We start from the raw sequence: 26526 nt of genomic DNA, 5'->3' as shown, positions 1-26526 counted from the left end.
GCTCCTGGGCTCAAGGTATGCCGCGAACGAACGGGGAACACGATTCTGACTCGCGACCCTTTGTCAATGGGTCGCGGGGATGGTCCCGTTCGTTGGTGCGTTTGCTACCTAATGCCGCAAGATTCTATGCAGGCAGGCCGCCGCTCGGACGCGAGACCGAATGGCGCGACGTGCCGCTTGAAAAAGAGTGACCGCTAAGGGGCAGCAAATGACGGACGCCGAAATTGACCGAATAATTGCGGAGATCGACCAAATGGCGCAGTGCATCCCTCTGCCTCGGCCTGCACGGCGTTGTTCGACTTCGAGAAATCTCTGTAACCGGACATCGGGTCTCTCCCGCCTGCTGTGACCGGGGCCGATCCCCGCGCCAATGGCCGAAATATAGACCCCTCGACGGGCGAATGTCAACTGCAAGGTCAGTACCCCTTTCCTGCTGACACAAAACAATTGACGTTACCATTACAGAATTATTGTCCACTTGTTGTAATCTTTCAGTTGACAACTGTCATCTTCCGGTTTACATTGATCGCCATCGGCAAAGGGGATAGGCGATGATCAAGAGCTGGAAAAACCGGGACCTGCGGGACTTCTTCGAAACCGGCCGCGCGCGGCGGATCGACACCAAGCTGCAACGCCGGATCGCCGCCAGGTTAACCGCGCTCAACCAGGCCAAGGGCTTGCCCGATTTGAACATTCACGGCTATGAACTGCACAAATGGTCCGGCGCCTACGTTAACAAGTGGTCGATCTCAGTCAGCGGCCACTGGCGCATCACATTCACATGGATTAATGGAGACGCCCACGATGTCGACCTCGAACAGCCTCACCCATGAAGCCCCGGCGGGTTACCCCGCCGGCGGTCGCCCTGCCGGAGCTGCCGCCATGACCAGCCTCCCCGCCCGCCGCCGCAAGGTCGCCCCACTGCACCCCGGCGCGGTCGCCGCCGACGTGCTCGAAGACAACGGCGTCAATGCCAATAAGGCGGCCATCGCCATGGGCATGTCGCGCCAGCACCTCGGCAAGGTGCTGGCCGGCAAGGGGCCGGTCACGCCGGACACCGCGCTGCGCTTCGCCGCCTATTTCGGCAACACCGCCGAGCACTGGCTGCGCATGCAGGCCGACCACGACCTCTGGCAGGCACGCACTCAGATCGGCAAGGCCCTCAGCGCCATTGCGCCGCTGAAGGATCGCGCCGCGTAGCGCCGAACACACGCGACTCGCTCCGCATTTGTCCACAAATGTCCGCTCTTGTCTGTTGACTTTCGGTCCCAACCTTTAGTCGCTCACCGCCGCATCTCAAGCCCGTCGATCCGCCGCTCGTTCTGCTCGATCCGGTAGTCCCGGATTTTGAAATCCCGCTCGGCGTCGTCCCGGCTGTAGCGCGCCGCCCGTTGCAGTTCGAACCGCAACACGTCCAAATCCGCCCTGATCTGCTTGTCGTTCGATTCGACCAGCACCATGTTGTGCTGGATCGTTTGACTGAGCAGCTTGATGGACTGACCGGTGTTGTTCACGGTCGTCACCAGCCAGACCATGGCCGGGACGCCGAGCGCGGAGAAAATCAACATCGCCAGCCGCGCCAGCCCCTTGAAGGCCAGACTTTCAATCGCGCTCTCGATTTTGGTTTTTGCGTCATCCATGGTGTTCAGCATCCTACGAGAGACAGCCCAGTGATCCGCGGCTTGCAGCCGATCGCGCCGATCGGTTGCGGCGCGGGCTTTGGCTTTGCGGCCGCCTTGACCTTCGGCGGCGGGTTCATGCGATCGAACACATCGCGGTGCTGGCAACCAGCCAGCACCAGCGCAACGATGATGACGGCGAGCGCGCGCATGCTACTTCACCCCCGCGGCGGCGCGCGCGGTGCGGCAGCGCTCGTTCTCGCGGGCGATCTGCCGCAAGGTCTCGGCGCTGTCGGCGCGCGACGGCCGGATGATCCGGCATTGCTGCCCAAACGAATCCACCACCGTTGGTGCCGGCGCGGCCGTCAAACAAAATAGGATGCAGATGGTTGGCCAATCAGTCACGGAAGTCCCCTTTGCCTTCCAGCGACGCCTTGATCTCGGCGTCGCTCATTTTGTCGAACCGCTCGTCGATTTCCTTCAACAACGCGGCGGTCCGGTTGAGCGCCAACAGCGCCCTGCCATTGGCGCGATCCTCGCCGAGCTGCGTCAGCTTTTCATCCCGCACATGCTGAAACAGCCCGTTGGCGAGTTTGAGAAACAGATGCGCGATCTGGATTAGCGCGGCCGCACCGCTCACGGCGCGGCGGCCTTCTTGGCGAGGCTCGACCAGACGCCGACCACGGCGGTCGACACGAGCAGCCCGATCGCGGCCTGCACTTCGGGCGTCAGAAACGGCACCAGCGCGCCGCCCAGCCAGCCGGACGCGGAGCCGAGCAGCGCGGCGACGGCGGCGCGCGCCCAGCCGCCCAATTGATTGGCGTCGATCAGCGAGGTCAGAAACTTCATGGTGGTTCTCCTGTGTTGGTTGTTTTCGAGACGCTACGCACGTTCGATGAATCGGCCGGCCACCCAGCCGACCCGCGCGGTGCCGGAGGCATCGCGCAGCCAGACCCGCAGCCATTCGGTGGCGCCGTTTTGCGCACTGCCGAGGATCGCGAGTTTGGTGCCTTTCGGCAGATTGGCCACGCGCGGCGATGTAACGCTGGCGGCGCTGCGCAGGTTCAAGCCGGCGTCGCCGACCGCGGCAGCGACCATGCCTTCCGGCTTGCGATCCGGCGTCACCATCGCCGGCGGCCGTTCCGATGGTGGCGGCGCGGCCGGATGCTCGCCGCCATGTCCCATATATTCCAGCACGCTCGCGATAAAGGCCGGCTTGTCATCGGCCAGATCTTTGCCGGGGCAATCGTGATTGGTGCGGCGGTCTTCCTTGTGCAGCTTGATGGTTGCGGGATCGAGGCCGAGCCGTTCATGCAGCAGGGCAAACAACGCGATCGCGTTCTTCTTCATGCTCAGCCCCGGCCCGAGATCGTCATCCTCGCGGCTATAGTCGCCGACGCATTCGATGCCGAGCGCGGTGCCGTTCCAGGAGGGGCTGTGCGTGCCCTTCTGGTTGAACGGCGTGAAGGTCCAGACGAATTCGTCGTCGACAAAGGCGTGCGGCCCGCTCGGCCAGCCCATCTGGTCGCGATAGTAGCCGATCAGATTCTGCAGCCGCTGCACGCGCGGATAGGCCTTCCACTGCGCCAGCGTCGGCGCGGCGGTGTTGTGAATCACCATGAAGGACGGCCGCCAGGCGGTAAACGACAGCCCCCAGATATGGGCGCGCAGTTGCTCGATCCGCAACGGTTGCGGTTTTACGTCGGACCATGACATAATGCGATCTCCGGTGAGTTTCAGGCCGCCCGCCGCAGTTGGCTGCGAACGCGGTCACCCGGCGGTAGGTTGTAGAAGATGAGCGAACGCGCACCCGCCACGCCACGCACCTATGATTGCTTCACCTTCTTCAATGAATTGGACGTTCTCGAAATCAGACTCGCCGAACTTGACCCGCTCGTTGATAGGTTCGTTCTGGTTGAAGCCACACGCACGTTCATGGGCTCGCCGAAGCCGCTTGTGTTCAGCGAATGCAAAGCCCGCTTTGCCGCTTATGCTCACAAGATCACGCACGTCGTGGTCGACGATCTGCCGGACAGCAGCAACCCCTGGGTGCGAGAGCGCGCGCAGCGACGCGCGATCATGCGAGGTTTGCAGGACGCGCGGCCCGATGACCGGATCATTGTTTCCGACGTCGACGAGATTCCGAAGCCGCGGCGGCTTGCCGCCGCACTCTCCGCGCCGATGCTCAGTCGCCGCTTGATAGCATTCTGGTGTGAAAACTATACTTATCGGCTGAACCTTCGAAACGATGACCTCGACCACCGTCTCGGACCACGACTTCTGACCTACCGCAACCTGACCGACCCCAATGGTTTACGCGAAATTTCAGTTCGCTTTTCGCGAAGAAAATGGTTGCGACCATTCAACTCGCCCGTGAGCACATTTCGCCTTTGGCGGCACATGCCACGAACGCCGCTCCTACTTAATGTGATCTGGGATGGCGCATGGCACTTCACCTCAATCGGAGATGTCGATGACGTCAACCACAAGCTGTCGTCTTACAGTCACGCCCCGGAACTAACGGCGCTGATCACGAAAGATGAGTTTGAGGATAATATGTACAAACTCCAGAGATGGCCGGTTGTCGATCTTCCGCGCGCGGTGCAGAGCGGACGTTATGCTAAGCTTCTCGCCTAGCCACCGAGCCCATCAACGCGGCGAGCGCAGCGCCGCCGGCATGACCTTCTTCAGCGCGTCGGGGGCCGCCGCCGCATGAAACGGCGAGATGAGTTGGCCAGATGCCACGCAGATCACGAACGTCGCTGGCGGAACGAATTCGTTCGCGGAACCGCAGCCAGTCTATATCGACAAGTCGATCAAACGATTCCATGTCGCTATTGAGCCGACTATTCATCGCCATCACCGCTGCCCGCGCATGCTGGAATTGGATTCGTTTGGCGCGCGCGAGGTCGATTGAGATCGGTCCACCATTATGCGATCGCCGCCACGCGTTGCGAAACCAGTAATCGACCGGAACATCAGCCAGATCCCACAGCTCAATGGCGCGGCCATACGGTGCGCAGTCGCGGTCGCGTATAATCGCTAGTGCTTCCGCCGTTGTGCAACCGCCGCGCTGCATTGCGTAGGCATAGCGGCGGGCCACGTCGGGAGCGACCCCACAAGTGATCTGTCGCTCAATTTGCATCTCGATAAAACCACGCGCATGCTGATCCCAGAAGCCGCCGCAACCCATCCATGCAATTACCTCGCTGGCTGGACAGCATATTGACACCCCATTATCAGCAATGCGCGTGAAAACGATGCGCTTCAGCATTATTGATCCCCGAACACCGACAGGCACGCATAGAGTCCATCATGGAGGGTCGCACCGTCATCTTGATTTTTAATTCGTAGAGCAGAGACAGTTGGAGCTGTATTGTTGTCAATCGACATAAACACTCCTCCATTCGTACCGCTGTTCTTACGAACCATTCCACTGGGAGCGTAGTTAGCACTCGAAAATGCGGTCGCAAAGTTGACAGTAAAATCACCTATCCCGTTGTCGGTGAGGCTCGTTACGCCGTAGCTCGCGTCGATGGTGCTTGTAGATCCATTCCATTTTACAAAACCTTTTGCTGATCCCGGATGAAAATGCTGTCGGCCGGGCGACGTATAGACCGTGGTCGAGGACACCGCCTCCATCTCGGCTTGGGTCGCCGCTGCCGCGCCGCCGCCGCCGCCCGCTGCGCCCACGGAGCGCCAGCGCAACGATGTCGAATCATACTGCAGTTCGCAGACCGCATCCGGCGCCAGCGTCAGGTTAGCGGTCAGAGCAAAGCGGTTGGCAGCCGTTGACAGCGCGCTTTCGTCGATCAACGCGATGTCGAAGGACCCGACATTATGAATGTATAGCACCCGCCCGTCGGTGCCACCCTGCAGGCCGGTGATATTGCGCGCCGCGTCGGAGTTGAGCCGCAGCCGCGCGGCGGTCGATAGCTCCGGCGGATTGTAGTCGTTTTGGTCGGCGGTAATTTGTGACGGCGAGATGTCGCCGGTGAGTTGTAAACTCTGCTTGATGTCGAAATTGCCGACGATCTCCGGCCGCTCGCTGCGCTGTGATCCAATCAAGTGTTCAAGCGATCGCATGGTCAGTACCGCGCCGTGACCGCCTGTGCATCGACGCGCGCCGGCAGCGCCGACACCGCCGCCGCCATCGCGGCAATCAGCACGTCGACATCGCCCAGCGAGTATCCGGTGTCCGGCAAGGCCGGCGCAGCCGGGTCTTGCGCGCCGCCCATCAAGGCGACGGCCGGCGTGGTGTCGAGATTGCCGGCATTGATTGGCACCGCGCGCCGGGTGCGCTGGCTGACGCGAATGAGCCGCGCGGTCGCCGGCATGGTCTCATTGGTGTAGGGCGTGCCGTTGACCGTCAGCGCCAGCGCGGTCACTGCGGTCACCAGACCGGCGACGCCGTTGTTGGCGGCCGTCGTCATGCCGAACGGCATCACGCTGTCGCCGACGCGCCAGCCGTCGGTCAGGAACGACCCGGCAGCCCGGTTGAACACGTTCTGGGTGGTGACGGTCAGGGTGCCGCCGAAATCGGCGGCGCGCGACAGCACCCGGCCGAGCCACAGCACCAGCGAGCGCGCGGTGCCGTCGCTCGATGCGAGCGAACCGTCGATCACCCGGCACCCGCCCTGCAGGATGCGTTGGCGGACCGTGACCTCGCCGGGAAAGGCGGTTTCGCCGGCGACCGCCGGCAGCACCGTCGCCGGGGTTTCATCGACCAGGATCTTGGCTTGCGTGCCGTCAGCGGCGACAAAGCCGCAGGACCAGGTCCGCCAATAGGCGCCATAGGAAGGATCGCGCATGGTGCAATTTCTCCGTCAGGGTCAGGATTGGGTGAAGGCGTTGGCGGCAACGGCGGCGATGCTCACGCGTTCCGCTTCGAACGTCCTGGAAGCGACGACCGGTGGTGGCCGGGTCCGATCAAGCCGCTCGGCGGCGGCGGCGGCAAACCGCGCCATCCGCTCGATCTCGAACCGGCCGAACTCATTGCCAGCGCCGTCGGTCTCGGCATTAAGTCCGGCAGCCTTGTGCCGAAAGGCATCGCCGATCGGCACGCCACTCTTCGACACCGTGATCTTGTAGGCGCCGCCGGCGATGTAGAACCGCACGATGCCGTCGGCAAAGTGCGCGGGATTGCCGAGCGGCGTCAGACCGTCACGATCGGCAAAGATCTGCTGTAGCGGTTCGCCGACAACCTCGCGGCGCACCTCGACATCGACCCCGGTGAGAAAATTGCCGGCGGTGTCCTGGGCGCGGAATTCAACAACTGCGAACGGCATGGTGTGTCCTTCTGTTTTCCAGACCTCATGCTGAGGAGCATCGCGGCGCGATCGCGCTGCGATGCGTCACGAAGCATGGCGGCAAGCTCCGAACGCGCGGCCATCCTTCGAGACGCTCGCTTCGCTCGCTCCTCAGGATGAGGTCGGAGCAAGTCAGTTGATCTGCGCGCCGCGGCGGTCGCCGATGGCGCCCACGGTGGTGACAAAACTGATGCCGTCGATCGCCGCGCCGGCGGCGCCGCCCGATCGTGTCGCGGTGTTGCCACCAGGCAGGCCAGCGCCGCCGCCACTGGCCGACGCACTCCAATCACCGGCAATACCACCCACACCTGCCGCCTCAGTGGTGCCACCGGCACCGTTGCCGGCGCCGCCGGATCCGGTACCGCCACCGCCCGGTAACTGCCCTTGCCCACCCCCACCGCCCGGAGCGGCCGGACCGCTTGTTGAAGCACCACCCCCACCGCCGCCAAATATCTGGCCGCTGACATCATTCAACGTAATCGGATGTTGCGCGCGCAGTGCGCCGCCGCCGGGATTTCCGTTCTCGTTCGCGTTGCCCCCGTCACCGCCGCGGCCCTGCACCCGCCCCACCACGCTGACCGAAATCTTGAGCCAGAACGTCAGCGTCACGCCAACGCCGAGCGCGGTGGCGTTCTTGTCCAGCGTGATCTGGGTGGCGCTGTCGCGGGTCAGGATCCGCGTATTGGCGGGGATGCCGGGCCCGGTGACCGGGGTGCCGACCTCCATCAGCAGCGGGCTGACACTGAGACTGGTCACCACCGGCGATGCGTTGGTGGTATTGCCGATGGCGGTCGTGTTCGGCCACGCGCCGATGTCAAGCGCAAACGTTGACGTTGCGGTGGAGCCGACGATCACGCCGGCCGAGACGATGACGCTAAGGTTGACGCCGTTGACAATATCCAGCCCCGTTGGCGCGCCGTAGATCGAATCGTGGCTGGTGCGGACGTTGAGGTTGTTGAAGTTGCCGTCGACCACAATGTTGCGGTTCTTCAGATCGCCGGCGTCGAAAATCTTGAACAGCAGTTCCTCCGCCTCGACTCGCATGCGATCCGCCGTCGGGTTGACCCTGGTCACTTGAATCGGCGCATTGACGGCGGCGCCGGCTTCATCCTGGTTGCCCCACCACGCGATGCGATAGCCGCCGCCCGGCTGCGGTTCCTCGACCCCAGAGTAGCGCAGCACGTCGAACGCAAAGCGCCGCGGCGGACGCACGAAGCGGCCGATCTGCAGATCGTTGACCCGCTGCGCGGTGGCGCGCCCGAGCGCCGGGATCCATGTGCCGAAAATCGTTCGGATCGATGGCGAGCCGGCCTGCGTCTCGGCTTCGAGATTGGCGGTGGCGAGCGCCGAGCGGTAGTTCTCAGTGGCGTCAAGCGGCTCCAGCGGATTGCGCACGCCATAATAAGTCCAGCACTGGGTGATCTGTTTTTCGGGCTGGTCGGCGACCGACAGCGAGCCCTGCAGCACATTGGACTGCGAATACACGTAGGCATCGACCACGATGCCACGCAGCACCTGCAGCTTGATCTGGTTGCTGCGGTCGTCGAACCACACCGCCAGGCCGGCCTGCTCGATCAGTTCCGACACCAGCTTGTTAACGCCGGTCGGTTCCGCGATCATCCTCGTATAGACCCGCTGCAGGAAGATCGTGGTCTCCTGCTGCCAGGCCGCGAGCGGGATTGTCCCCGATGCGATTCCGGCATAGCCGGTCAGCAGCGCGTGAATGATCGTAGCCGGATCGACCGCGCTGAACTGCAGGCAGAGCTGCGCGCGGTCCTCGGCGTTGTGGGCGATCGCTGCGGTGCCGAACTGCGCCCGGGTCAGCGTCAATACATCGTCGACGCGGGTGAAGGCGCAGATTTCCTTGCCGCCGATCGCGACGTGGCCAGACGCCGGATATTCGGCGTTGCCGATGCCGGACGGCGTCAGCGTGGCCGATGCCGCGACATTGGTAATGGCGGCGACCAACCGTCCATTGGACGGCCTCGGCGCCAGCGCGCGGTCGTCGTCGGCGAGCTTGAGTGCGTCCTTGGCGATCAGCGCCACGGCGCCCTGCGGGCTCGGGCCTGAGAAACTGTCGAACACATAATGCCGGGTTTCGAATTGATCCAAAGACTGGCCGAGCAAGCCGCGCTTGACCCGGATTGGCTGGCCGCGCCGAAACAGCTCGCGCGCGCGCGCCTTGCCCCAATGGGTGCCGGCGCCGAACAATTCGCCGAGATCGGCGCCGGGGTGGTCCTTTAGCACCACGCTCAAGGTTGCGCGCTCGCCGAGCGACTCGCCGAGCGCAATGCTGCCGGGCGACAAGGATGCTTCGACCAGATCGGGCACGGCGGATATCTCCCGCGGCAGGTAATCGGCCGGCTTGGCAAAACGCAGGGTCTCAACCGCGGAGCCCAGCAGGCTCTTGGCGCGAAAGTGGCCACATAGCACATCGCTGCCGGCAGTGAATGTATAGAGCCCGACCGGGCCCGGCGCGGCGATTGGCGCTACGCTATCGGTATGGACGACCGCGAATGCCTGGGGCTCGTCGGTCAGCGCGCCGCGCCAGACCTTGCCGCGCAACAGCACGCCGGGCCCGGTGACCGCGGCGGCATCGAACCGCAGCCAGACGCTGTCATTGGCGACCACATCGAAGGCGAGCGCGGCAAGCAGCGCATAGCTGCCGGCGCCGACGCCCTTGCGAATTTCCAACACATTGTTGGCGAGCCGCAGCAGGTAGCCCCAGCCCGGCGCGGCGTTGCGCAACACGATCGCGGCATCCTCGGCGGCGATCTGCGAGCGCAGCAATGCCACAACCGAGACATCGAGCGCGCTCGGCATCGCCGCCCAGCGCCAGACCGCGTCGCCATTGGCGACGGTCTTCTGCAATCGCGCGCCGCGGCCGGACGGCAGCGCCGCGTCGATGACGCCGGTGAGACTGGTATTGACGCCCTCAATCAGCGACCAGCCATCGAGCGGCGCACCGGCACGCGCTGCCTCAAAGCGCGTGATGCGGTAGACATCGACGTCGGCTTCGACAAAGGTCAGGCTCCTACCGGTAATCTCGTCGCTCATCTAGCTTGGCTCATTTGACGATGCCGCGCAGGTTGAGCGACGCCTGGACAAAACCGTTGACCCGCTGATTGGACATCTGCGCGTCGCCAGCCGACCAGCAGTAGCCAACCTCGTTCGGGTAATCGAACGGCCGCCAGGCAAAGAAGAACGGATTCCGCACCGCCGATTTCAGCCAGGGCTCCATTTCGCTGCGATAGAACGCCGGCGCGATGTTGGACATGTCGAGCGCCGACTCGCTCATTTCGCCGAGCACAATACGCCCGAGAAACTGACCTTCCTCGCTCTCGCCAACCACCACATTGGCGCGACGATTGAACCGCAACACGCGATGGCCGACATAGATCCGGCGCTGTAGCACCAAAAGTTTGCCGACATAGAGCACCGCGGCCTGCGGCGGTACGCTGCCGGCCGCGAGCGTGAGGCGGACCTCGGCCAGAGACTGCGGCACAAATCGTCCGAGATAGGGACTGTCGTCGGCCTGGATCGCCCCCGGCACCAACGCCGTAAATGGATTGAGCAGACTGGCACGGCCTTCGACCCCGACCGCGATCCCTGCGCTGCCAAAATTATGGCCGGCCACCGCCAGATAATCGACAGGGTCGGCGGTTGGAATAGTGATGGTGACGGTCTGCGCCGCATTGCTGGTGGCGCGCCACCCCATATAGGTCGACGGATTGGCGAGATTGGCCACCGGAAAGGCCGGATCGGCGCTGCTGGCCGCCAGCCGCGCGACCGTGACGATGTTTTGCCAACCGACCACCGGATTATTGGCGGAGAACGGCGCCGGCGGCGGCGCCAGGACCAGGTTCTGCGAGATAACGAGCATCAGGCCAACACGACTTGGCCGCCGTCGCGTTGAAACTGCAACAGCCGCGCGGCGAGCGCGCGCACCATTTCGCCGGAATAGAGCGACGATGGGTCGATGCCCTGCACCGTCAGCGTGCCGCCCGGCGCGGCGGCTGATTGCGGCGCGGAGGCAGCGGCGCCGGCACCCGATGAAGCCGGCGCGGTGACGGTGCCACCGGATCCCTGCGGCTGCTGACGCGCAATATTGGCAATCTGCGCGGCCGTGCCGGCGGCTGCGACCGCCGCCATGGCGACGCCGAGCGGCGGCCCGCCGATCGCGGCGCCATAGGCATAGGCGCTGACCGTCGCCTCAAAGCCCTTGACCAGCGCGGTGGCCATCGAGATCGCCTTCATGACTTCGAACGCCGCGCCGCCTTCCTTACCGATGATCTGCGAGATGTGCCCCATGGCGGTGTCGACAATGCCGGCGAGGCCGGCATATTGCTTGGCCTGCAATTGCAGCAGCGCCAGCGCCTGCTTCTCGGTGTGTTGGCGACGCAATTCGGCGGCATGATTCTCGGTGATGGTGCGCGCCGCTTCGAATTCGCCGATCAGGCGCAATTGTTCGGCGTGCTTGCGCGCCAGGATTTCGTTCTCAGTGGCGACGCCTTCTTCGAGCTTAGACCAGACCAGGTTGGCCTTGTCCTGCTGATATTTTGTCTCGATCGCCAGCCGCGCCGCATTGCGCTCGGCTTCGGTGCCGATGCCCTTGTCGTTGAACTCCTTGAGTTTGAGTGCTTCTTCCTTGCGCCAGAAATCCAGCGCGGCGGCCTCGTTGGCGAGCGATCGCTGCAATGCCAGGAACCGCTGTTCCAGCGCCTGGCGCTGCTCTTCGGTCAGCGCATCCTGATTGGCGCCGCGGCGGCCGAGCAGCGCGGCCTGAGAACCGGCGGTGGCGGCGGCAGCCTCGGCCCATCCCTTCTTGAGTTGCTCCCACCACGCGGTCCATTCCTCGATGGTCGGCGGCGGCGCCATCGACCTGCGCAGCCTGGCGGCCTCATTTTCAAAGACTGTGATTGTGCTCTTGGCCCCGCCCAAGAACGACGCCCAATCGGGCGCTTGAAATTTGATCTCCAGCGCACCGAGGGTTTCCCACTCGCGGCGCAACCCCACGACGGCGAGGTGCAGGTGGCCGAGGACCATGACCCCACGATCGACCATCTGTGTGATGGATTCGCGAAAGCCGCCGGTCTGTTTGGCGGCGTCAGCAAAATCGCGCGCCATGCCGCCGATCAGCGGCGACAGCGCCACCGATATCTGATTGGCGACGCCGGTGATCGCCAGCTTGGCGTCTTTCAACGCATCGTTGGCGGCCTCGACCTGGGCGCCGTCGATGGTCGAGAGCGCGACGCCATAGGCTTCGAGGTCCTTGCGGGTCTTGCGGATAGCGTCGCCGCCGCCTTCCAGCAGATTGATCATCTCCTGGCCGCGAATGCCGAACGCGCGCAAGACCTCGGCCTGCTGACCGGCGGTGAGGCCCAGTTTCTCGAAACGATCGGCGAGAACGGCGAGCCGCTCGTCGACATTGAGCTTGATCAGATCTGACGCCGACAGCCCGACCCGCCGCAGCGCCTCATAGGCTGGACCCGAACCGGTGCGCGCGGCCTCCGCCAGCCGCATGTTCATCAGGCCAAGCGATTTCGACAATTGCTCGGACGATACGCCGGCCTTGTCGGCCACCGCGCCCAGCGTCTGCACCGCACTGATGGTGCCGCCGACGCGATAGGCCAACTCAGCCTGCGCATCGATGGTGGCGAAGGATTGCTTGGTCAGCGCCAGAAAGCCGGCGACGGCGGCCGTGACGCCGAGGCCGGCCACGATGCTCGTCATCCTGCCGCCGAAGCGGGCGATGCGCGCTTCGGCGCCGCTGAGCGCGCGGTCGAGGTCTCTGTGATCGCCGCCGATGATGACCTTCAGCGGGCCGACGGTGGTTGCTACCATGATTGATCACTCCCCGTCTTGGCCGCCGTCGCCATAAGCGTGGTGGTAGAGTTCGGCGACGTCGGACTCGGTGAGGCTGCCGTACATCTTGACCGGCTTGCGCAGATCGGCGAGCCACCAGAATTCCTGCGGGTGCAGCCGCCAGAAATCCTTGGGCCGCATGTTCCAGATCCCGACCGCTAGTTTGTAGGCCTCCGCGACGACCTCGCCGCGGCCCGGCGCTGTCGTCGATTTCCGTTTCCCGGCGCACTCGCGTCGGCTACCGCGCCGGGCGGAATCATCAACAGGGTCAGGCCCTGGATCGCATCCAGCACCATGCCCCGGGTGTCGTCGCCGGCGAACATCGCCTGGTAGACGGCATCCGCATCGACATCGGCGCCGCCATGTCTGAGCGCGGCGGCATAGGCTTGCGCCAGCGGCGCCAACATCACGGTGTCACGCTCGGCGCCGGCCTGATGCAATTCCCTCAGCGTGATGTACCGCTCGATCGCCGCGATGGCGCCCATCATCCGGTCGGAACGGATGGTATAGGTGGTGCCGGCCCACACGAGTTTAACGTCGTCAAACACGCGCGCCATCACGGCACCGCCGCGCCAGAGACCAGCATGCGCATCTTGAGATTGCTGGCAGTGGTGGCGACGCCGAGCACCGACACGAATTCGCCGGTGACAAGATCGGCCTCCGGACAGATGCCGCCCGGCGTGTCGCTGAGATAATAAGTCTCGCCCACCACCAGGGTGGCCCCGACATTGAGGTCGCCGCCGGTCTGCACCGCCAGCGGCTGGCCGTTCGACGCACCGTGCAATGCAATGCCGATCGGGTTACGCACGTCCGGCGTCGCCGAATTGTTATCGGCCAGCAGAAAACGGCGGGTAACGGAATCGCGATAGACCACCTGGCCGGCCAGGACGGTGGCGCCGGCGACACCCTGAATTCTCTCGGCATCGGCGCCGCCAACGACGTTGGCAGGCGTAACAACGATATCGACCATAGGATTTCTCCGTTGCGAAGGTTAGAGATGGACGCCGATCATGGCCCCGGGATGAAGTTGACGGCGCCGCTCGACTGCAGCGCACATTCAAACGTGACGGCATCGTTGTAGGTGCCGGTCTCGTTGTAAGTGACCTGGAAGAAATCGCCGGAAATAATTCCGCCGTCGGGATACTCAATCGCAACCGGGAATATCCGGGCGTTGGCGCTGAAGCCGGACGTCTTGAGCACATTGCTGCGGCTGACGCCGGACAGGCTGATGTCAACCTGACGTATGGCCGCGTCGGCCAACAGCGAACGCCAGCCGACGGAATCGTCCGCCGACACGTCAATCGGCTCGCCATTGATGGCGACCGATTTTTCACGCACGCCGGCTATCGGCGCACCGTTCCATTTGAGAATAAGATTGCGACCGACGATGCCCTGTCCTGCCGGCATGGCGATGTCTCCTTGCTGATGTGAAAAGGATTGAAGTGATGCGGGGGTTTCCGCGCGAAGCGCCGGCTATTCGTCTTCGGCCGGGTCGTTGTAGCGCACGCGATACTCCAGGCGGATCGCACCGATGTGACGCTCACCTTCGGCGGCGACTTCGACCTGGGTGCGAGTCAACAGTGTGTCAAACACCAGACCGTCGAGCGTGGTGTCGCGCATCCGACCCTCAACCTCGAACGCGATCAGATCGAGCAGATCGTCGGGTGGCAGCGCGGTCGCGACCCGGCCTTCGATCGCCAGCGTGAGATCGCGGCCGAGGCTCGCCGGATTGCCGGCGATCGGCCGATCCGAGGATTCATCGTGACTGTAGATCAGCAGCGCTGGCAATTGCGCCGGCTGCAAAATGCGGGTGCGACCGACATGCACGCTGTTGCCGGTCGTCGGCAATCCGGCGAGCCTGGTCGCCACCGCGGCGCGGATCAGGGTGCGGGTGTGCATCACACCAGCGCCCCGAGCAGGATGGTGGTGATACCGGCGCCGTCGGGCTGCAGATCGACTACCCGGAAGGTCAGCGGCGGATGGGTGTTGCTGGCGGCCAATGCCAGCGTGTCGCCGACATCGCCACCAGCGGCGCCAACCGGGAGATCGGCGGACCGGCAGGTGAAGCTCGGCTGCGAGTCCGACACCGCCGCCCGGTCGCCGACAAACGCCGAAAACTGGCCGTCGTTGAAAATTCCGGCGATGCCGGGCGTGGCGGCGCCGCCGGCCGGCGTATAGGTCGCCGCCTCGCCGAATTCATCGGGCGAGACAAACGACAGCCGGTCGGCGGCGGACTCCACGGGCACCGGTCAGAGATCCGCCGGATCGCCAGCCGGCGGCACGATCGGTGCCGCATCGACCACCGCGCCGGATCTGCGGAGATCGTCGAGCACCCCATGATCGGCGATGGTGACGACGTCGCCAGCCGCGAAGGTGGTAACCACGATCTTGCCGTTGACGGTCTCGCCGTAATCGATCCGGCTGGCGGCGATCGGCGCAAGTGCTTTCGGAGCGCGTGCCATATCACGCCACCGCGTTCTGGAAGAAATACGCCGCATCATTGGCGGCGACGACTTCCTTCACCGCCTCGCCAACCCGGACCCAGCGGCCGCCGCGCATGCCGATCTTGGGGTCTTCTCCAATAGTGCCGGCGATGCGCGAGCCCCACTGCGCGGTAAAACCGAAAGCAACCGATTTGGTGTCGATGATCGATTGCGGCCGATAGAGGAACGCGGCGTGCTTGCCCCACAGCCGCGTCATCACCGGGGTCTGGCCGGGCTTGGCGGAATTGTACCAGCCGGAACCGACCAGCACTTCTTCGATCTCCAATAGTTCGGCGACCGCCTGGCGCGCCACCACGGTCGGTCCGCCGGTGGCATTGCCGCCCGACGGATAGACCGCGGCGGTGATCTTCGGGTGGGTGCGCAGCTTGGTCCAGACCGCCTGACCGAGCACCGCGATATTCGGGCGGATTACGCAACTGTCGAATGCGTTGAGGATCGCGCCCAGCGGATCGGACGCCGCGTCGGACCATTGGGTGGCACCGGCCAGGGTGGTGCGGTTGGCGGCCGGATAAGTGCCGAGCGTGAAGGCGAGGTCGGCGACGCGCCTTTCCCGGTCGAGCCCGACCAGCTCCGACAGCAGCATGGTTGAGCGCGCCTCCGGATCGATCGGGTTGACACCCTGAATATCGCTAGCCGCCGCGGCGGCCTGGATGTCGAAATTCGGGATCGCGTCGTCGAGCCCGTAGTCGTTGGTCGTGTCCGAGACTTCGGTCGCGGTCCAGTCGATCTGGTTGGGCGCAGACTTGCGGCCAACCCTGGTGTCCTGAATGGTGAAACCATCCGCCAGTGTGTAGCGTGACCATTTGAACTGCTGCGAGTCGACCAGCACGCGCGGCAGCACGGAGTCCGCAATAAACGCTTCATTGAGGTAAGTCAGCGTGATCGCCGTGAGACGCGGCTGAATCACAAACGGGGCCTGAGCCATTGATGTTCTCCTGTGAAACTCGGGGGAATAGGGGGAAAACCGGTGGAACGATTACGCCGATCAGCCCTGCATCATGTGTGGGTTGAGCAGAACCGGGATGATGTCGCCAATCACGCCGGAGATAAGTGCAAAACCGATGATGCGGTTGTTGACGCCGGCGGTAGGCGCGGCGGCGACGCCCTGCCCGGTCGCATCCGACGTCACCGGATCGCCGCGCGCGACGGTACCGCCGAGCTTGAGATCGGCGATGCCCTCATGAATGACATCGATGCGCTCGCCGAGCGCCGCGTCGATCTCGGTCGAGATGCCGATCGACCGTTCGGTGGCGGCGGCGCCGGCCGCCTGCAACACGCCGTAGTCGGCACCGCCGACTTTTACGATGCGGTTGGCGCTGATCGCGGCTTCCGCGGTGTAGGACTTGGTGAGGCCGATATTGGCCATGATGGAATCTCCGATGATGTTGTTGGGTGGGAGGGGCGATCAGATCAAGCGGCGAGCGAGCCGGTCTTAATCTGGTCGGTTACATGCGCGACCGCTTCCGCGGCCGAGACCTTGACGCCGCGCGCCTTTTGCGTGGCGGCATACTCGCGGGCCTTGGCGGCGACCACATGCGGTGCCGTATTTGCGGCGGCGCGGGCACCAACATCATCGGGCGATTGCCGCTCCGATGCGGCCGGCGTCGCTGGAAGGTTTCCGGCTGCGACGCGCTCGACACCTTCGATGGCGGCTCGGCGACTGCCGCGGCGGGTGCCCTCGGCGCCGATCAGCTGAACCGCCGCCTGTTCGACCGATACGTTCGGGTCGGCCTTCAGCTTGGCAACCAGCTCAGTGTGGCCGGGCATTTCGGCGGCGAGCCTGTCAATGCCGGCCTGACGCGCGGACTCGGCACGCGCACCCTCGGCCAGTGCCTCGATACGCATAGCGTCGGCGGCCGCGGTAGCGGCGGCCACGGCTCTGGCCACCTCGGCTTCGTGTTCGGTTCTGCTAATGGTTTCAGCTGACATGGTTGTCATGCTCCTGGTTACATTGATGGGTCGGCCGGCCTGGCCGGATGAGAGTTCTTGCAGCACGCTTTCAAAACTTCCGACTTCATCGGCAAGCCCGGCCGATACCGCTTCCACGCCGATAAAGGTCCGCGCCTCGGTTGCGCGGATCGCCGCCGGCGTCAGCCCGCCGCGACCGTGAGCCACCGCAGCGATGAACAATTCGTAAAATGCGTCGACCTCGCGCTTGAGGTCGGCGCGAACGCTCTCCGACAGCGGCTCGAATGGATTGCCGTCGACCTTGTGGGCACCGGCGAAAATCAGTGTCGGGGTGATTCCCCTCTTGTCGAGCTGGCGGGAGTAATCCGCATGGATAAGCACGACGCCGATCGAACCCGACACCCCGGTCGGCGTGGTGATGATCCGCGATGCGCCGGACGCAATCGCATAGGCGGCGGAGGCCGCCATGCCATTGACCACCGCCACCACCGGCTTCGACTGTCGCGCGGCGCGCACTGCATCGGCCGCCTCAAACGCGCCGACCGCCTCACCGCCCGGCGATTCGATGTCGAGCATGATGGCGTGCGTGCGCGGGTCGGCGACGGCGGTTTCGATCTGGTGCTTGATGCCCTCGTAGGACACCTCGCCGGAATTCGATCCAATCCAGGCGCCACGATTGATGGTGGTGCCGATGATCGGAATCAGCGCGACGCCGTTGTGCCGGTTGTAGGGCAGCGTACGCTGCCGGCCGGTTTCCGGATCGGTATCAAGCACACTGCCGGGAAAACGCGAGGCCGACGGCGCCGGACCGCGCATGACCGTGCGCGCCGCTTCCGGCATGTCGTCGATCCGACGAAGCGCATCCTCGCGCCAAGTCGTGACATCGATCGGATAGCGGCCCTCGAGAATGCCGAGCACCAGCGGCACCTTGTCCGGATGAATCAACAGCGGACGGTTCATCACCCGTTCGGCGATGCGCAGGAGTGTGGTCATTTTCCGGTGTTCCTATGCGACCAGCAGCAGAAGATCGTTGTCGTACGCAATCCAACCATTGGTACCGCCAGCACCGCCGGGCTGCAGCGAAGCGTCGACCGTCACCACCACGCCGCTCGCCTGCGCGTCGCCGCGCGCAGAGCCAGACAGCAACACCACCACCTCACCGAGGCGCAGACCGCGCGCCGTTGCGTCGCCGCGGGCGCGGCCGGGCAACAGCGCAGCGCCAAACTCGACGACCGTTCCGGCGGCATAGGCGGCTCGCCGCTTCGGGCGGCGCGGATAGCGACGATAAGAAACGCCGCCATGACTCGCGGCGGGCACGCTTCCGGTCGCGGCGCCCGCCAATAGTGAACTGCTGGCGGTAACAACCGCGCCAGGGGCGCTGGCGTCGGCGCTACCACCGACGGCACCGCCCGCGAGCAGACTGATCTCAGCGGTGACGTTGGTACCCGTGGCCGCGGCGGTTCCCGTGGCCCCGCCCGCGAGCAGCGCGGCGTTGGTATCAAGCAACGCGCCGGCGGCGCTGGCGGCGCCCACCGCCGCGCCGGAGCCAAGCGCCGCGGCGAACTCAACCACTGTACCGGCGGCGGTCGCCGCGCCCGACGCGACCCCCGCGACGACGCCGGCATCAACGACCAGCAGCGCACCCGGCGCCGACGCCGCGCCAGTGGCCGCGCCGGCAACAACACTCGTGTTAATCGCGAGCGTCGCACCATTCGCCGATGCGCCGCCGGACGCAGCGCCAGTAATCGCGCTGATATCGGCCGTCAGTGTCGCGGCATTCGCCGATGCACTACCGGTCGCCGCGCCGCCGACAACCGCCGCCGAGACGGTGAGCGTCGCGCCGGGGGCATTGCCATGGGCGGTGCCGCCAGCCAGGGTGGCGGGGTCGCGGAGCCTTACCTTACCTTGGCTGGCATCGCTCTGGACATCATAGAGATAAATATCAGGCACATCAGATCGCCATCAGCGTGTTGACAGTTGTGCCGGCCACATCCGGTGTGCCAGCCTTGTAGGCGCGGATGTAGTAGAAGTCAGAATTGTTGCCGAGATCGAAAGTAAACGCCCCAACCGGGTCGGACGTTGTCCGACCTACAACGGTATCGGTCGCAGCGTGGTATAGTTCGACGTCACATCCACCAAGCGGTGTGCCACTGCTGTCTGCCGTCACCATCGAGATTCGAAACCGGCCCTCGAACTTTTTTGAACGAAATGCACGCTGCGGCGCGGCGGCGGCTTCATGCCATCGGCCTCCCGGGATTACGCCTTTCGGGGCGCTTGGCTCGCGCCAGCGCCCACCAATCCCCACGCGGGATGGGACCAGCCCACGCGAAAGGGCCGCACCCGACCACCCCATCAGATCAGGCTTTCGAGTTTGTACTGATGCACTTGAATCGAATTGCCGGCATTGGCCACCGACCACTGAGCGAAAAGGTCGAACGTGGCTGGGACCGATGTATCGAAGTTGGTACCGACAGCAGGCGCGGCGTTGGGCAGCAGATGGATGCCTGCCCCGCCGGCGGTCGGCAGCGGAGCACCGATCACGCTTTCGCTAATCCAAGTGCCCTGGTGCATGAAGTTGCCGGCGGCACCGATGGCGCGGCACGTCAGGCGCCAATCCAGAAACCACGGCACGTTCGTCTTGGCGACGACATTGAGCGCCATCGCCCCGCCGTTGGCGATGGTGATGGCCCCGATGCGGCAGCTCAACGTCAGCGTGCCGGGCGCGGTGACAATATTGGACACGCGACCACATGCCGTTAGGCGCAGGACGCGTCCAATCTGCGCCCAGGACTGCGCCATACCCCACTTCTCATGGACGTTGAGCAGCGATGTCGCCGTGACGGAATTGGCAAGCGCGGGCCCGTCAACCTGCGAATTGATCAGGGTTTCTTGCCAGGTTTGTATGCTCATTGCGGTAACCCTTGGTTACGTCAGGTTCTGCTTGCGCAGAATCGAAGCCGCCAAACTGAAGGTGCCTGCGGTCGAGGTGATGTCGGCGCCGAAATCGTTGTAGGTGACGATCTCGTCGGCCGAGGCGAGCCCGCCGCGGCTCTTGTAGTAGACCGCGCCGCGCGCAGTGATGGTCGAGGCCGCCCAACTCGCGGCGCCCAAAGAAATATCGACCCTATCGTTCGCCAGATCCTTGGTGACGGCCACGGTAACCGTAGCGCCGCCGGCGACGTAACCGGCGCCGACCACTTCGTTGGTGATATCCGACCTCTTGAGGTGGGTGTCCTTGTTCGGCACATAGGCCGACGTCACCAGCATCACCTTGAAGCTGTCGGTGTCGTAGTCGATCAGCCCGCGGGCCTCGTCGTCGAGCGCGGAATTGTAAATTACGCTAGGCATCGGCGGCCTCGCTCAGTTCGGTTTCGACAATGCGCGTGGCGCGGCCGGCGGCATCGTGTTCAACGCGCTTGACGACGGCGCCTCGCTTAGGCGGATGATTGTCGATCGACACATTGACCACCGGCGGCGCCAGCGCGCGCGCCATCGCGGCATAGCCTTCGCGCATGGCGGCGGCGGTCTCTTCCGCGCGTTCGTCTTCATCGGGTTCCGGCGTAGACGCCGGCTCTGGCTCGGACGCTGTCGGCACCAGCCCCGCGGCATCGAGCGCCGTTTTTTCCTTGCCGAGTTGTGCGACTTTGTCGTCGAACTCGCCGCCGGTGCGCTCCAGGCAGACCTGCTGGCGGGTCTTGACACCGGTCGCGATGTCGAGTGCGTCGGCCTCGGCTTCTTTCTTCGGATCAATCGAAATCCGGTTAGGACCGATCCACAGTGCCCGGCAATAGGATTGCCGGATCACCGGGTCGTCGAAAAACTTGTCGGCATCGAGCCGGCCCAAGCTGACGGCATCGGCCAGGAACCACTCGTAGACCGTCTGGCACAGCGCCTGCGCCAGCCAGACGCGGCGGCGGCGGAAAAACTGCCATGCCATTTCAAGCGCGGCGCGCGACGCCGAATAGCTGGCGGTGAAGTGTTTGACCAGCAATTCAAACGGCAGTTCGAGTGCGACGCCGACCTGGCGCAGGAACGCCTGCACGAACGGGTCAAAATTGGAATTCGGCCGGGTCGGGTTGACCAGATTGGCCTTCTCGCCGGGCGACAGACTAACGATCGCACCATTGCCAAGCGCTACTTCGTTCTCGGCCAACGACGCGCTTTTCTCGCCGAGCGGCGGATTACTGTCATCGTCGGTCGGGGTCTCTACAAACACGGTGGTCATCGCCGAGATCACCGCAGCGGTGACCTCGGCGTCGGTGTAATCCCCGAGCTGCTTGATGTGCTCAATCACCGGCGTGAGATAGGGCACACCGCGGGTCATGTCGGGCCGCAGCCGATCGTACAGATGCAGCACCACCTGTTCACCTTCGGGCGAGCGTGCCGGAATCCGGCTCCACCTCATGCCAGTCGGCAGGCACTCGCCGGGGTGCCGATCGCTGATCCAATAAGCGACATGCACACCGTCGCCATCCACCTCGACGCCGCCGACCAGAGTGTTGCCGTTGGCGAGGCGCATCGCGGTCTGCACCAGGCCGGGATTCGACAGCCGGTCGGCCTCGATCAATTGCAGTTTGGTGCCGTAGACCTCGCCGGGATCGCGGCGGAACCGGCGCACCACCAAAACGTCGCCAGATTCCAGCACCGCCCGAAACGCCAGCGCCTGTAACTCGGCAAATCTCTGAACCCGGCTAAAATCGGCGGTGCGGCAGAATTGATGCCACTCGCGGCTGACCCGCTTCTCCCACGCTTCGACGGCGGTTTCGCTCATGCCGAGCGAATCGCCCTCAAGTTCAGGCTGCAACTGCAGGCCGTCGCCCACCACATTGGTCACCACCGTCGCGATCGCGCCAGTCGCGACCGGCGTGTTGCGCACCAGGTCGCGCGAGCGAGCGCGCAGCGCATGCAAATCCGGAATCGCGTCGCCATCGGCGGAGCGGGCATAGGGCCGCCACAGCTTGGTCGCCCGCCGATCGCCGGCGCCGCCCTTGTAGCCGCCGGCGCCAAGCGCGGCCGACAGCTTGACGCGCGCCTGCAACCGCTCCAACCCGCGCGATGGCGCGACCCATTCGACCAGGCGGTCGACCAAGGTGCGCCGCGAAACCCCGGCGGCGAGCATCGCATGAGCGTTCATTGCGGCACCACATAGCGGACCCGGCGGCGGCCGCCGACGGTCAGCGCGCTGACCTTGGCCTGCCAATAATCGATCTGATGGCGAATTTCGCTGGCGTCGGCCCGCTTGAGCCGACGGCGACCGGCGCCGGTATCGATCTCATATTCCTGGCCTGTCGCGACTGCCGACGACGCGGCGAGCCATGCGGCGAGCTGCGCCTGCGCCTGCGCCAGAGTGATGCCCACGCTCATGCGATGCCTCGCGAAAGTATGCGGCGCCCGCGCGCCTTGGTTTTTTGCAACAAGACCGGGCGTAGCGTGGGCTTGGACGCCAGAATCACCGAGTCCGGCGCGAGCAGATCCGGCCGCGCCGCCGCCGGCGGTACGCCGCGCAACCGCTCAAGTGCCACCCAATCGTCGGCGCGCAAGCGTGACAGGCCGAGATATTCGACCATCGCCATTGCGTAAATCCGGCAATCCAGCAGGTGGTTTGGTCCGGTTTCCTGCCAGACTTTTGTGGTGCGACCGCGCACTGTGACAGTCTTGAGATATTCAGCGGTCTGCTGACGGAAGTAGCGCTCGTCGCAATTCTGATGGTGGTGGCAGTAACCTGGCGGGTCGGTCTCCGCGCCGGCCTTGCGGCCATCCTTTCGCAAATTGCCGTAGTAGGTGGCCTTCAGCGGCCAAGTTCCAACCGGCCAGAGCGTCGCGCCGCCCTTGAGCTTTTTTCCTTTCAGCGTGATCGAGACACGGGCTGGCGTACCAATCGCCGGCGCGGTCCAGCCGGAAACACCTTTGACCGCAAAAGCGCGGTGTCGATTGCGACACCAAGCATAGACCTGATTGGCCCGGCCGCCGTCGCCCGCATCGATCGCCAAAGCATCGATCTGGCGACGTGCGCCAAACGCGTCGTCAAATTGGCGCTCATAGACCTCAACCAGGGTGGCAAAGGCGCCGCGCTCCGGATCAGTGGTGTCGCCCTCGACGAAGCCATGTTCAATCGACCAACTCTGACCATCCCGGCCGTAAGCGACTACCTCAAACCAGATGCCGCTATGCTGCACGTCGGCACCGGCGGCGAGCAACAGTCCAGCGGACGGGATAACACCGACCGGATAGGACTCGCGGCGCTCAAGCAGCCGAGCGTGAGGCGGAGCATCGCCTTTGACTTCATGGGCGCGGCCTAGCGTAAGATTGTCGAAGGTCTTGAGGTTGGACTCGTTTTGCTTGGCCTCGAGGTAGCGACGCGCGATCGTATCCCAAGGCACAAACGGCGAGGACAGGGCGTCAAAGTGGTAACTGCGGTGTTTGCCAGGCGCCGGCGCAGTGGCGATCCACCGCCCCTTGCGAATCAGCAGGTTTTTCTCGTGCGACTCGATCGGCCGACCACAGCAGGGGGCAACGTAACGCGCCTCGAACGGATAACTGGCATTGAATTGGAATTGCTCAAGGTCAAAGCTAAACACAAACTCATCGCCACAGCCTGGGCACGGCACATGCCAGAGCCGCTGGTCGCCAGCTTCGAATTCGGCATCGATGTAGCAAGCACCCTTGATCACCGGCGTCGAGATCGAAAGCTCTTTCCAATCGCCAGTTTGTAAAAACGATTCATAGCGGGCTTCGATCATCTTGTGCGGCGAGCCCTGCCCGTCGAGGTCTTCGGGATACTCTGAGGCCTCGTCCTTGATGACCTTCTTGATAGTCTTGCTGCGCAGATCCGCGGTCGAGGTCGCGATCGCCAGCGTCAGCGATCCTCCGGGATATCGCTTGGCGTAGGTGGTCGAGCCTTGCGTCGAGCGCGAAATCTGCGTGCGCACTTTTGCGCGCAGCGCGCGCGACTGGTCAAATGCCGGCTGCAGCTTTTCGCGATTAAACTCCGACAGTGCAGAATCGGTCGGCTGCACGACCATCATCCGGCACGGTTCACGATCAATCGAATAGCCAATCGCGGCGATTGCCAGCAGCGTAAATCCGGTTTGGGCCGACTTGCGGATAACGCATTTGTTGTCGAGACATTCGGAAGAAAAGAAATCCAGCGGCTCCACCAGATACGGTGTCAATTCAGGATGAAACCGCTCGCCCGCATAGGGGCCATCCGGCACCACTAGATTTTGTGCCGCCCAAACCGACGGCGACATCGGATGCGCTGGCGCAAAGATGCCGGCAAACACACCAGCGATGACCGGCAGCGCGCGGCGCATATCTTTCATGACACCGCATCCTCGGAGCCCGCGCCGACTTCCCCGTCACTTAAGATGCGCATGTTCTGCTCGAGTGTCTCGCGGGTTTGACGGGCGATGTCCTTAAGAGCGGCGCGAACAGCGGGCACGCCGCCCTTGGTGAAGGCGGCGGCGATGTCGTCGGCGCGGGTTGGCAACCGATCAATGTCACGCACAATCATTTCCGCGCACAGTTCCATCGAACGGGTGACGTCTTCGGTTCGCAACAGCCGACCGACCCGTTCTTCATATTCAAGCTGCGACAGTCGCGCGCGATAGACCTCGGTGGCGATCTTGGCTTTAGTCAGTCCCGCGCCGTCGCCGGGCGGCAGATAGGCGCCGCGATGCGGCGCGCCGGCTTCTGGTTCATCGCGCACAATAACGCGCTCTCGCACTTCACCGAGCGCCCGATCAGCGGCAGCGGCATCAATCACGCGCCGGCCTTCGGCGTTCACCGACAGGGCAATTTTGCCGGACTTCACCAGCTTGCCGACGGCCTGCTTGGTCACCCCACGGTGGCGCGCATACTCGGCCTGGGTCATTTCAAGCATCTAAGGAAATCTCAGGCAGCGCGCGGCACGCCGCGGGCGCTGGCGATCTCGCGGAACGTACGGCCATCACCATCGAGCACCGCATCATCACCGGTGAATTCCTGCCAGCGACGAACGATCACATCAACATAGGCTGGGTTGAGTTCGATCGCCAAACAACGGCGACCCGTGATCTCGGCAGCGATCACGGTGGTGCCGGAGCCAGCGAACGGCTCATAGATCGCGTCGCCAATATCGGAATTGTTGATGATCGGCCGACGCATGCACTCGATCGGCTTCTGGGTGCTGTGGCCGGTTTCGGATTTGACATGTTCGATTTGCCAGACCGTCGATTGCTTGCGATCGCCAGCCCAAGATGCGTTCTCACCCTTCAAAACCACATAGGACGCAATCTCGTGCTCCGGAACAAACCGCCAGTGATCATCCGCGTCCGGTTTGACCGCATACAGCGCCGGCTCGTGCTGCCAGTGATAGGCACCGCGCGAGATCACCGGGCGGGTCTTCACCCAAACGATATGTGCACGCAACAGGAGACCATGCACTGCGAGCGAGGCCTGCACCTCGGCGGTGTGTAGGCCCGAATGCCAGACATAGGCCACGCTGCCGGGAAAAAGCGCCCATGCCTCGCGCCAATCGGCGCGGTCGTCATTCAGGACGATACCACCCGCACCGGCGGATTGAAGCCCGGCAGCCTGTCGCCACTTCGCATCGTATTCAACGCCGTAGGGTGGATCGGTGACCATCAGATGCGGCGACTCAGCACCCATCACCCGCTTGGCATCCGCGCGCACGGTGGCGCTACCGCACAGTACCCGATGCCCACCCATTACCCACAAATCTCCAGGCACGGATATCGGTGTTACAGGTACATCCGGTGCCGCGTTCGGGTCGGTCAAGCCACCACCGCCACCGGCCGCAGCGAGCAGCAGACTGTCAATTTCGGCGCGGCCAAAGCCAGCGATCTCGCCAAGGCCGGATGCATCCACAAGCGCGAGTTCCTGCGCGAGAAGTGCTTCATCCCAGCTAGCGTCGAGGGCGATGCGGTTATCGGCCAGCGTGTAGGCCCGCCTCTCGTCGTCTGACAGGTGGCCTAATACAATCACCGGGACTCGATCGAGGCCGAGGCTCGCTGCAGCCATGACCCGGCCATGGCCCGCGACTATGGTGGCCTGGGCATCTACCAAGATCGGATTATTGAATCCGAACCGCTTGATCGACGCTGCGATCTTGGCGACCTGCTCGGCCGAATGCAGTCGCGCATTACGCGCATAGGGCACCAGTGCGTCAACCGGCCGATACTCGATGACCAGCGATTTACGTGGCATTCGATCAAATCCATCACTGGTGCGAGTCAACCGAGTCAACCGAGTCAACCTAAGTTTTCGGACGCCCAACTAGCGAAGGCCCGGGGTTTGAATTACCCGCGCCGGATGGGACGC

35 protein-coding genes are annotated in these 26526 nt (G+C 64.1%); 3 read left to right on the top strand and 32 right to left on the bottom strand.

What is annotated here, in order from left to right; genetic code table 11:
• The first annotated feature begins 551 nt into the window (after positions 1 to 551).
• Complete coding sequence (locus tag Q0D31_RS19990; protein WP_291854934.1) at positions 552 to 833, top strand: type II toxin-antitoxin system RelE/ParE family toxin; 282 nt, start codon at positions 552 to 554, stop codon at positions 831 to 833.
• Between the two features lie 49 nt (positions 834 to 882).
• Positions 883 to 1200 (top strand): HigA family addiction module antitoxin, encoded by a 318-nt coding sequence (locus Q0D31_RS19985; protein ID WP_291854931.1) that lies wholly within the window; start codon positions 883 to 885, stop codon positions 1198 to 1200.
• Positions 1201 to 1283: 83 nt separating this feature from the next.
• Here the strand turns inward: Q0D31_RS19985 and Q0D31_RS19980 are convergent, their stop codons facing one another.
• Genes Q0D31_RS19980 through Q0D31_RS19955 form a run of 6 tightly spaced genes read right to left on the bottom strand, consistent with a single transcriptional unit; the run spans position 1284 to position 3335 of the window.
• Complete coding sequence (locus tag Q0D31_RS19980) at positions 1284 to 1640, bottom strand: hypothetical protein (protein WP_291854928.1); 357 nt, start codon at positions 1638 to 1640, stop codon at positions 1284 to 1286.
• A 5-nt stretch (positions 1641 to 1645) separates the two neighbouring features.
• Entirely contained in the window at positions 1646 to 1831 is a 186-nt protein-coding gene (locus Q0D31_RS19975) for a hypothetical protein (protein WP_291854925.1), read from the bottom strand.
• Between the two features lies 1 nt (position 1832).
• Positions 1833 to 1964 carry a hypothetical protein gene (locus Q0D31_RS19970; protein WP_291854922.1) on the bottom strand — a complete coding sequence of 44 codons (132 nt, stop codon included), beginning with the start codon at positions 1962 to 1964 and terminating at the stop codon, positions 1833 to 1835.
• Between the two features lie 52 nt (positions 1965 to 2016).
• A complete protein-coding gene (locus Q0D31_RS19965) occupies positions 2017 to 2259 on the bottom strand; it encodes a hypothetical protein (RefSeq protein WP_291854919.1) in 243 nt (80 codons plus the stop codon).
• The gene (locus Q0D31_RS19960; protein ID WP_291854916.1) at positions 2256 to 2468 is read right to left on the bottom strand and encodes a hypothetical protein; all 213 of its coding nucleotides are present in this window, start codon (positions 2466 to 2468) and stop codon (positions 2256 to 2258) included. Before Q0D31_RS19960 ends, Q0D31_RS19965 begins: the two co-directional genes overlap by 4 nt.
• Before the next feature lie 33 nt (positions 2469 to 2501).
• On the bottom strand, positions 2502 to 3335 hold the full coding sequence (locus tag Q0D31_RS19955) for an N-acetylmuramoyl-L-alanine amidase (protein ID WP_291854913.1): 834 nt from the start codon (positions 3333 to 3335) through the stop codon (positions 2502 to 2504).
• A gap of 78 nt (positions 3336 to 3413) precedes the next feature.
• Between Q0D31_RS19955 and Q0D31_RS19950 the strand changes: the two genes are divergently transcribed.
• Complete coding sequence (locus Q0D31_RS19950) at positions 3414 to 4256, top strand: N-acetylglucosaminyltransferase (protein WP_291854910.1); 843 nt, start codon at positions 3414 to 3416, stop codon at positions 4254 to 4256.
• On the opposite strand, the gene Q0D31_RS19945 is transcribed toward Q0D31_RS19950, so the two are convergent.
• From Q0D31_RS19945 to Q0D31_RS19820, 26 genes are all read right to left on the bottom strand, one after another.
• Positions 4240 to 4893 (bottom strand): hypothetical protein, encoded by a 654-nt coding sequence (locus tag Q0D31_RS19945; protein ID WP_291854907.1) that lies wholly within the window; start codon positions 4891 to 4893, stop codon positions 4240 to 4242. The two genes, Q0D31_RS19950 and Q0D31_RS19945, sit on opposite strands and share 17 nt — an antisense overlap.
• Positions 4893 to 5705, bottom strand: coding sequence for a hypothetical protein (locus Q0D31_RS19940; RefSeq protein WP_291854904.1), 813 nt, complete (start codon positions 5703 to 5705; stop codon positions 4893 to 4895). The genes Q0D31_RS19945 and Q0D31_RS19940 overlap by 1 nt, the downstream gene beginning before the upstream one ends.
• Before the next feature lie 2 nt (positions 5706 to 5707).
• The gene (locus tag Q0D31_RS19935) at positions 5708 to 6430 is read right to left on the bottom strand and encodes a hypothetical protein (protein WP_291854902.1); all 723 of its coding nucleotides are present in this window, start codon (positions 6428 to 6430) and stop codon (positions 5708 to 5710) included.
• A gap of 21 nt (positions 6431 to 6451) precedes the next feature.
• Positions 6452 to 6907 (bottom strand): hypothetical protein, encoded by a 456-nt coding sequence (locus Q0D31_RS19930; protein WP_291854899.1) that lies wholly within the window; start codon positions 6905 to 6907, stop codon positions 6452 to 6454.
• 153 nt (positions 6908 to 7060) lie between these two features.
• A complete protein-coding gene (locus tag Q0D31_RS19925) occupies positions 7061 to 9985 on the bottom strand; it encodes a hypothetical protein (protein WP_291854896.1) in 2925 nt (974 codons plus the stop codon).
• Between the two features lie 10 nt (positions 9986 to 9995).
• Positions 9996 to 10811, bottom strand: a complete 816-nt coding sequence (locus tag Q0D31_RS19920) for a hypothetical protein (protein WP_291854893.1) — start codon at positions 10809 to 10811, stop codon at positions 9996 to 9998.
• Entirely contained in the window at positions 10811 to 12772 is a 1962-nt protein-coding gene (locus Q0D31_RS19915) for a hypothetical protein (RefSeq protein ID WP_291854890.1), read from the bottom strand. Before Q0D31_RS19915 ends, Q0D31_RS19920 begins: the two co-directional genes overlap by 1 nt.
• Positions 12773 to 12778: 6 nt before the next feature.
• On the bottom strand, positions 12779 to 12934 hold the full coding sequence (locus tag Q0D31_RS19910) for a hypothetical protein (RefSeq protein ID WP_291854887.1): 156 nt from the start codon (positions 12932 to 12934) through the stop codon (positions 12779 to 12781).
• A gap of 17 nt (positions 12935 to 12951) precedes the next feature.
• Positions 12952 to 13350, bottom strand: a complete 399-nt coding sequence (locus tag Q0D31_RS19905) for a hypothetical protein (RefSeq protein ID WP_291854884.1) — start codon at positions 13348 to 13350, stop codon at positions 12952 to 12954.
• Positions 13350 to 13763: a hypothetical protein gene (locus tag Q0D31_RS19900; RefSeq protein ID WP_291854881.1), complete on the bottom strand. Its 414-nt coding sequence runs from the start codon at positions 13761 to 13763 to the stop codon at positions 13350 to 13352. Before Q0D31_RS19900 ends, Q0D31_RS19905 begins: the two co-directional genes overlap by 1 nt.
• A gap of 38 nt (positions 13764 to 13801) precedes the next feature.
• On the bottom strand, positions 13802 to 14200 hold the full coding sequence (locus Q0D31_RS19895) for a phage tail tube protein (RefSeq protein ID WP_291854878.1): 399 nt from the start codon (positions 14198 to 14200) through the stop codon (positions 13802 to 13804).
• 66 nt (positions 14201 to 14266) lie between these two features.
• Positions 14267 to 14692: a hypothetical protein gene (locus Q0D31_RS19890; RefSeq protein ID WP_291854875.1), complete on the bottom strand. Its 426-nt coding sequence runs from the start codon at positions 14690 to 14692 to the stop codon at positions 14267 to 14269.
• On the bottom strand, positions 14692 to 15039 hold the full coding sequence (locus Q0D31_RS19885; protein ID WP_291854872.1) for a hypothetical protein: 348 nt from the start codon (positions 15037 to 15039) through the stop codon (positions 14692 to 14694). Before Q0D31_RS19885 ends, Q0D31_RS19890 begins: the two co-directional genes overlap by 1 nt.
• A 3-nt stretch (positions 15040 to 15042) precedes the next feature.
• Entirely contained in the window at positions 15043 to 15255 is a 213-nt protein-coding gene (locus Q0D31_RS19880) for a hypothetical protein (RefSeq protein WP_291854869.1), read from the bottom strand.
• 1 nt (position 15256) lies between these two features.
• Complete coding sequence (locus tag Q0D31_RS19875) at positions 15257 to 16222, bottom strand: capsid protein (RefSeq protein WP_291854866.1); 966 nt, start codon at positions 16220 to 16222, stop codon at positions 15257 to 15259.
• Positions 16223 to 16282: 60 nt separating this feature from the next.
• Entirely contained in the window at positions 16283 to 16663 is a 381-nt protein-coding gene (locus Q0D31_RS19870; protein ID WP_291854863.1) for a capsid cement protein, read from the bottom strand.
• Between the two features lie 44 nt (positions 16664 to 16707).
• Positions 16708 to 18198, bottom strand: coding sequence for a S49 family peptidase (locus Q0D31_RS19865; protein WP_291854861.1), 1491 nt, complete (start codon positions 18196 to 18198; stop codon positions 16708 to 16710).
• Positions 18199 to 18210: 12 nt separating this feature from the next.
• Complete coding sequence (locus Q0D31_RS19860; RefSeq protein ID WP_291854858.1) at positions 18211 to 19155, bottom strand: hypothetical protein; 945 nt, start codon at positions 19153 to 19155, stop codon at positions 18211 to 18213.
• Between the two features lies 1 nt (position 19156).
• Positions 19157 to 19375 (bottom strand): hypothetical protein, encoded by a 219-nt coding sequence (locus tag Q0D31_RS19855; protein ID WP_291854855.1) that lies wholly within the window; start codon positions 19373 to 19375, stop codon positions 19157 to 19159.
• A 182-nt stretch (positions 19376 to 19557) separates the two neighbouring features.
• Positions 19558 to 20115 (bottom strand): hypothetical protein, encoded by a 558-nt coding sequence (locus tag Q0D31_RS19850; RefSeq protein WP_291854852.1) that lies wholly within the window; start codon positions 20113 to 20115, stop codon positions 19558 to 19560.
• Positions 20116 to 20130: 15 nt separating this feature from the next.
• The gene (locus Q0D31_RS19845; protein WP_291854850.1) at positions 20131 to 20553 is read right to left on the bottom strand and encodes a hypothetical protein; all 423 of its coding nucleotides are present in this window, start codon (positions 20551 to 20553) and stop codon (positions 20131 to 20133) included.
• On the bottom strand, positions 20546 to 22339 hold the full coding sequence (locus Q0D31_RS19840) for a phage portal protein (RefSeq protein ID WP_291854848.1): 1794 nt from the start codon (positions 22337 to 22339) through the stop codon (positions 20546 to 20548). Before Q0D31_RS19840 ends, Q0D31_RS19845 begins: the two co-directional genes overlap by 8 nt.
• Positions 22336 to 22569 carry a DUF6148 family protein gene (locus Q0D31_RS19835; protein ID WP_291854847.1) on the bottom strand — a complete coding sequence of 78 codons (234 nt, stop codon included), beginning with the start codon at positions 22567 to 22569 and terminating at the stop codon, positions 22336 to 22338. Before Q0D31_RS19835 ends, Q0D31_RS19840 begins: the two co-directional genes overlap by 4 nt.
• Positions 22566 to 24527, bottom strand: a complete 1962-nt coding sequence (locus tag Q0D31_RS19830) for a terminase gpA endonuclease subunit (RefSeq protein WP_291854845.1) — start codon at positions 24525 to 24527, stop codon at positions 22566 to 22568. Before Q0D31_RS19830 ends, Q0D31_RS19835 begins: the two co-directional genes overlap by 4 nt.
• Positions 24524 to 25087 carry a hypothetical protein gene (locus Q0D31_RS19825; protein ID WP_291854843.1) on the bottom strand — a complete coding sequence of 188 codons (564 nt, stop codon included), beginning with the start codon at positions 25085 to 25087 and terminating at the stop codon, positions 24524 to 24526. Before Q0D31_RS19825 ends, Q0D31_RS19830 begins: the two co-directional genes overlap by 4 nt.
• Positions 25088 to 25098: 11 nt before the next feature.
• Positions 25099 to 26412, bottom strand: coding sequence for a site-specific DNA-methyltransferase (locus Q0D31_RS19820; protein ID WP_291854841.1), 1314 nt, complete (start codon positions 26410 to 26412; stop codon positions 25099 to 25101).
• Positions 26413 to 26526 lie beyond the last annotated feature (114 nt).

It is taken from the genome of Bradyrhizobium sp. (assembly GCF_022844465.1).
Taxonomy (GTDB): domain Bacteria; phylum Pseudomonadota; class Alphaproteobacteria; order Rhizobiales; family Xanthobacteraceae; genus Bradyrhizobium.
This window is presented reverse-complemented; position numbering and strand designations above follow the sequence as displayed.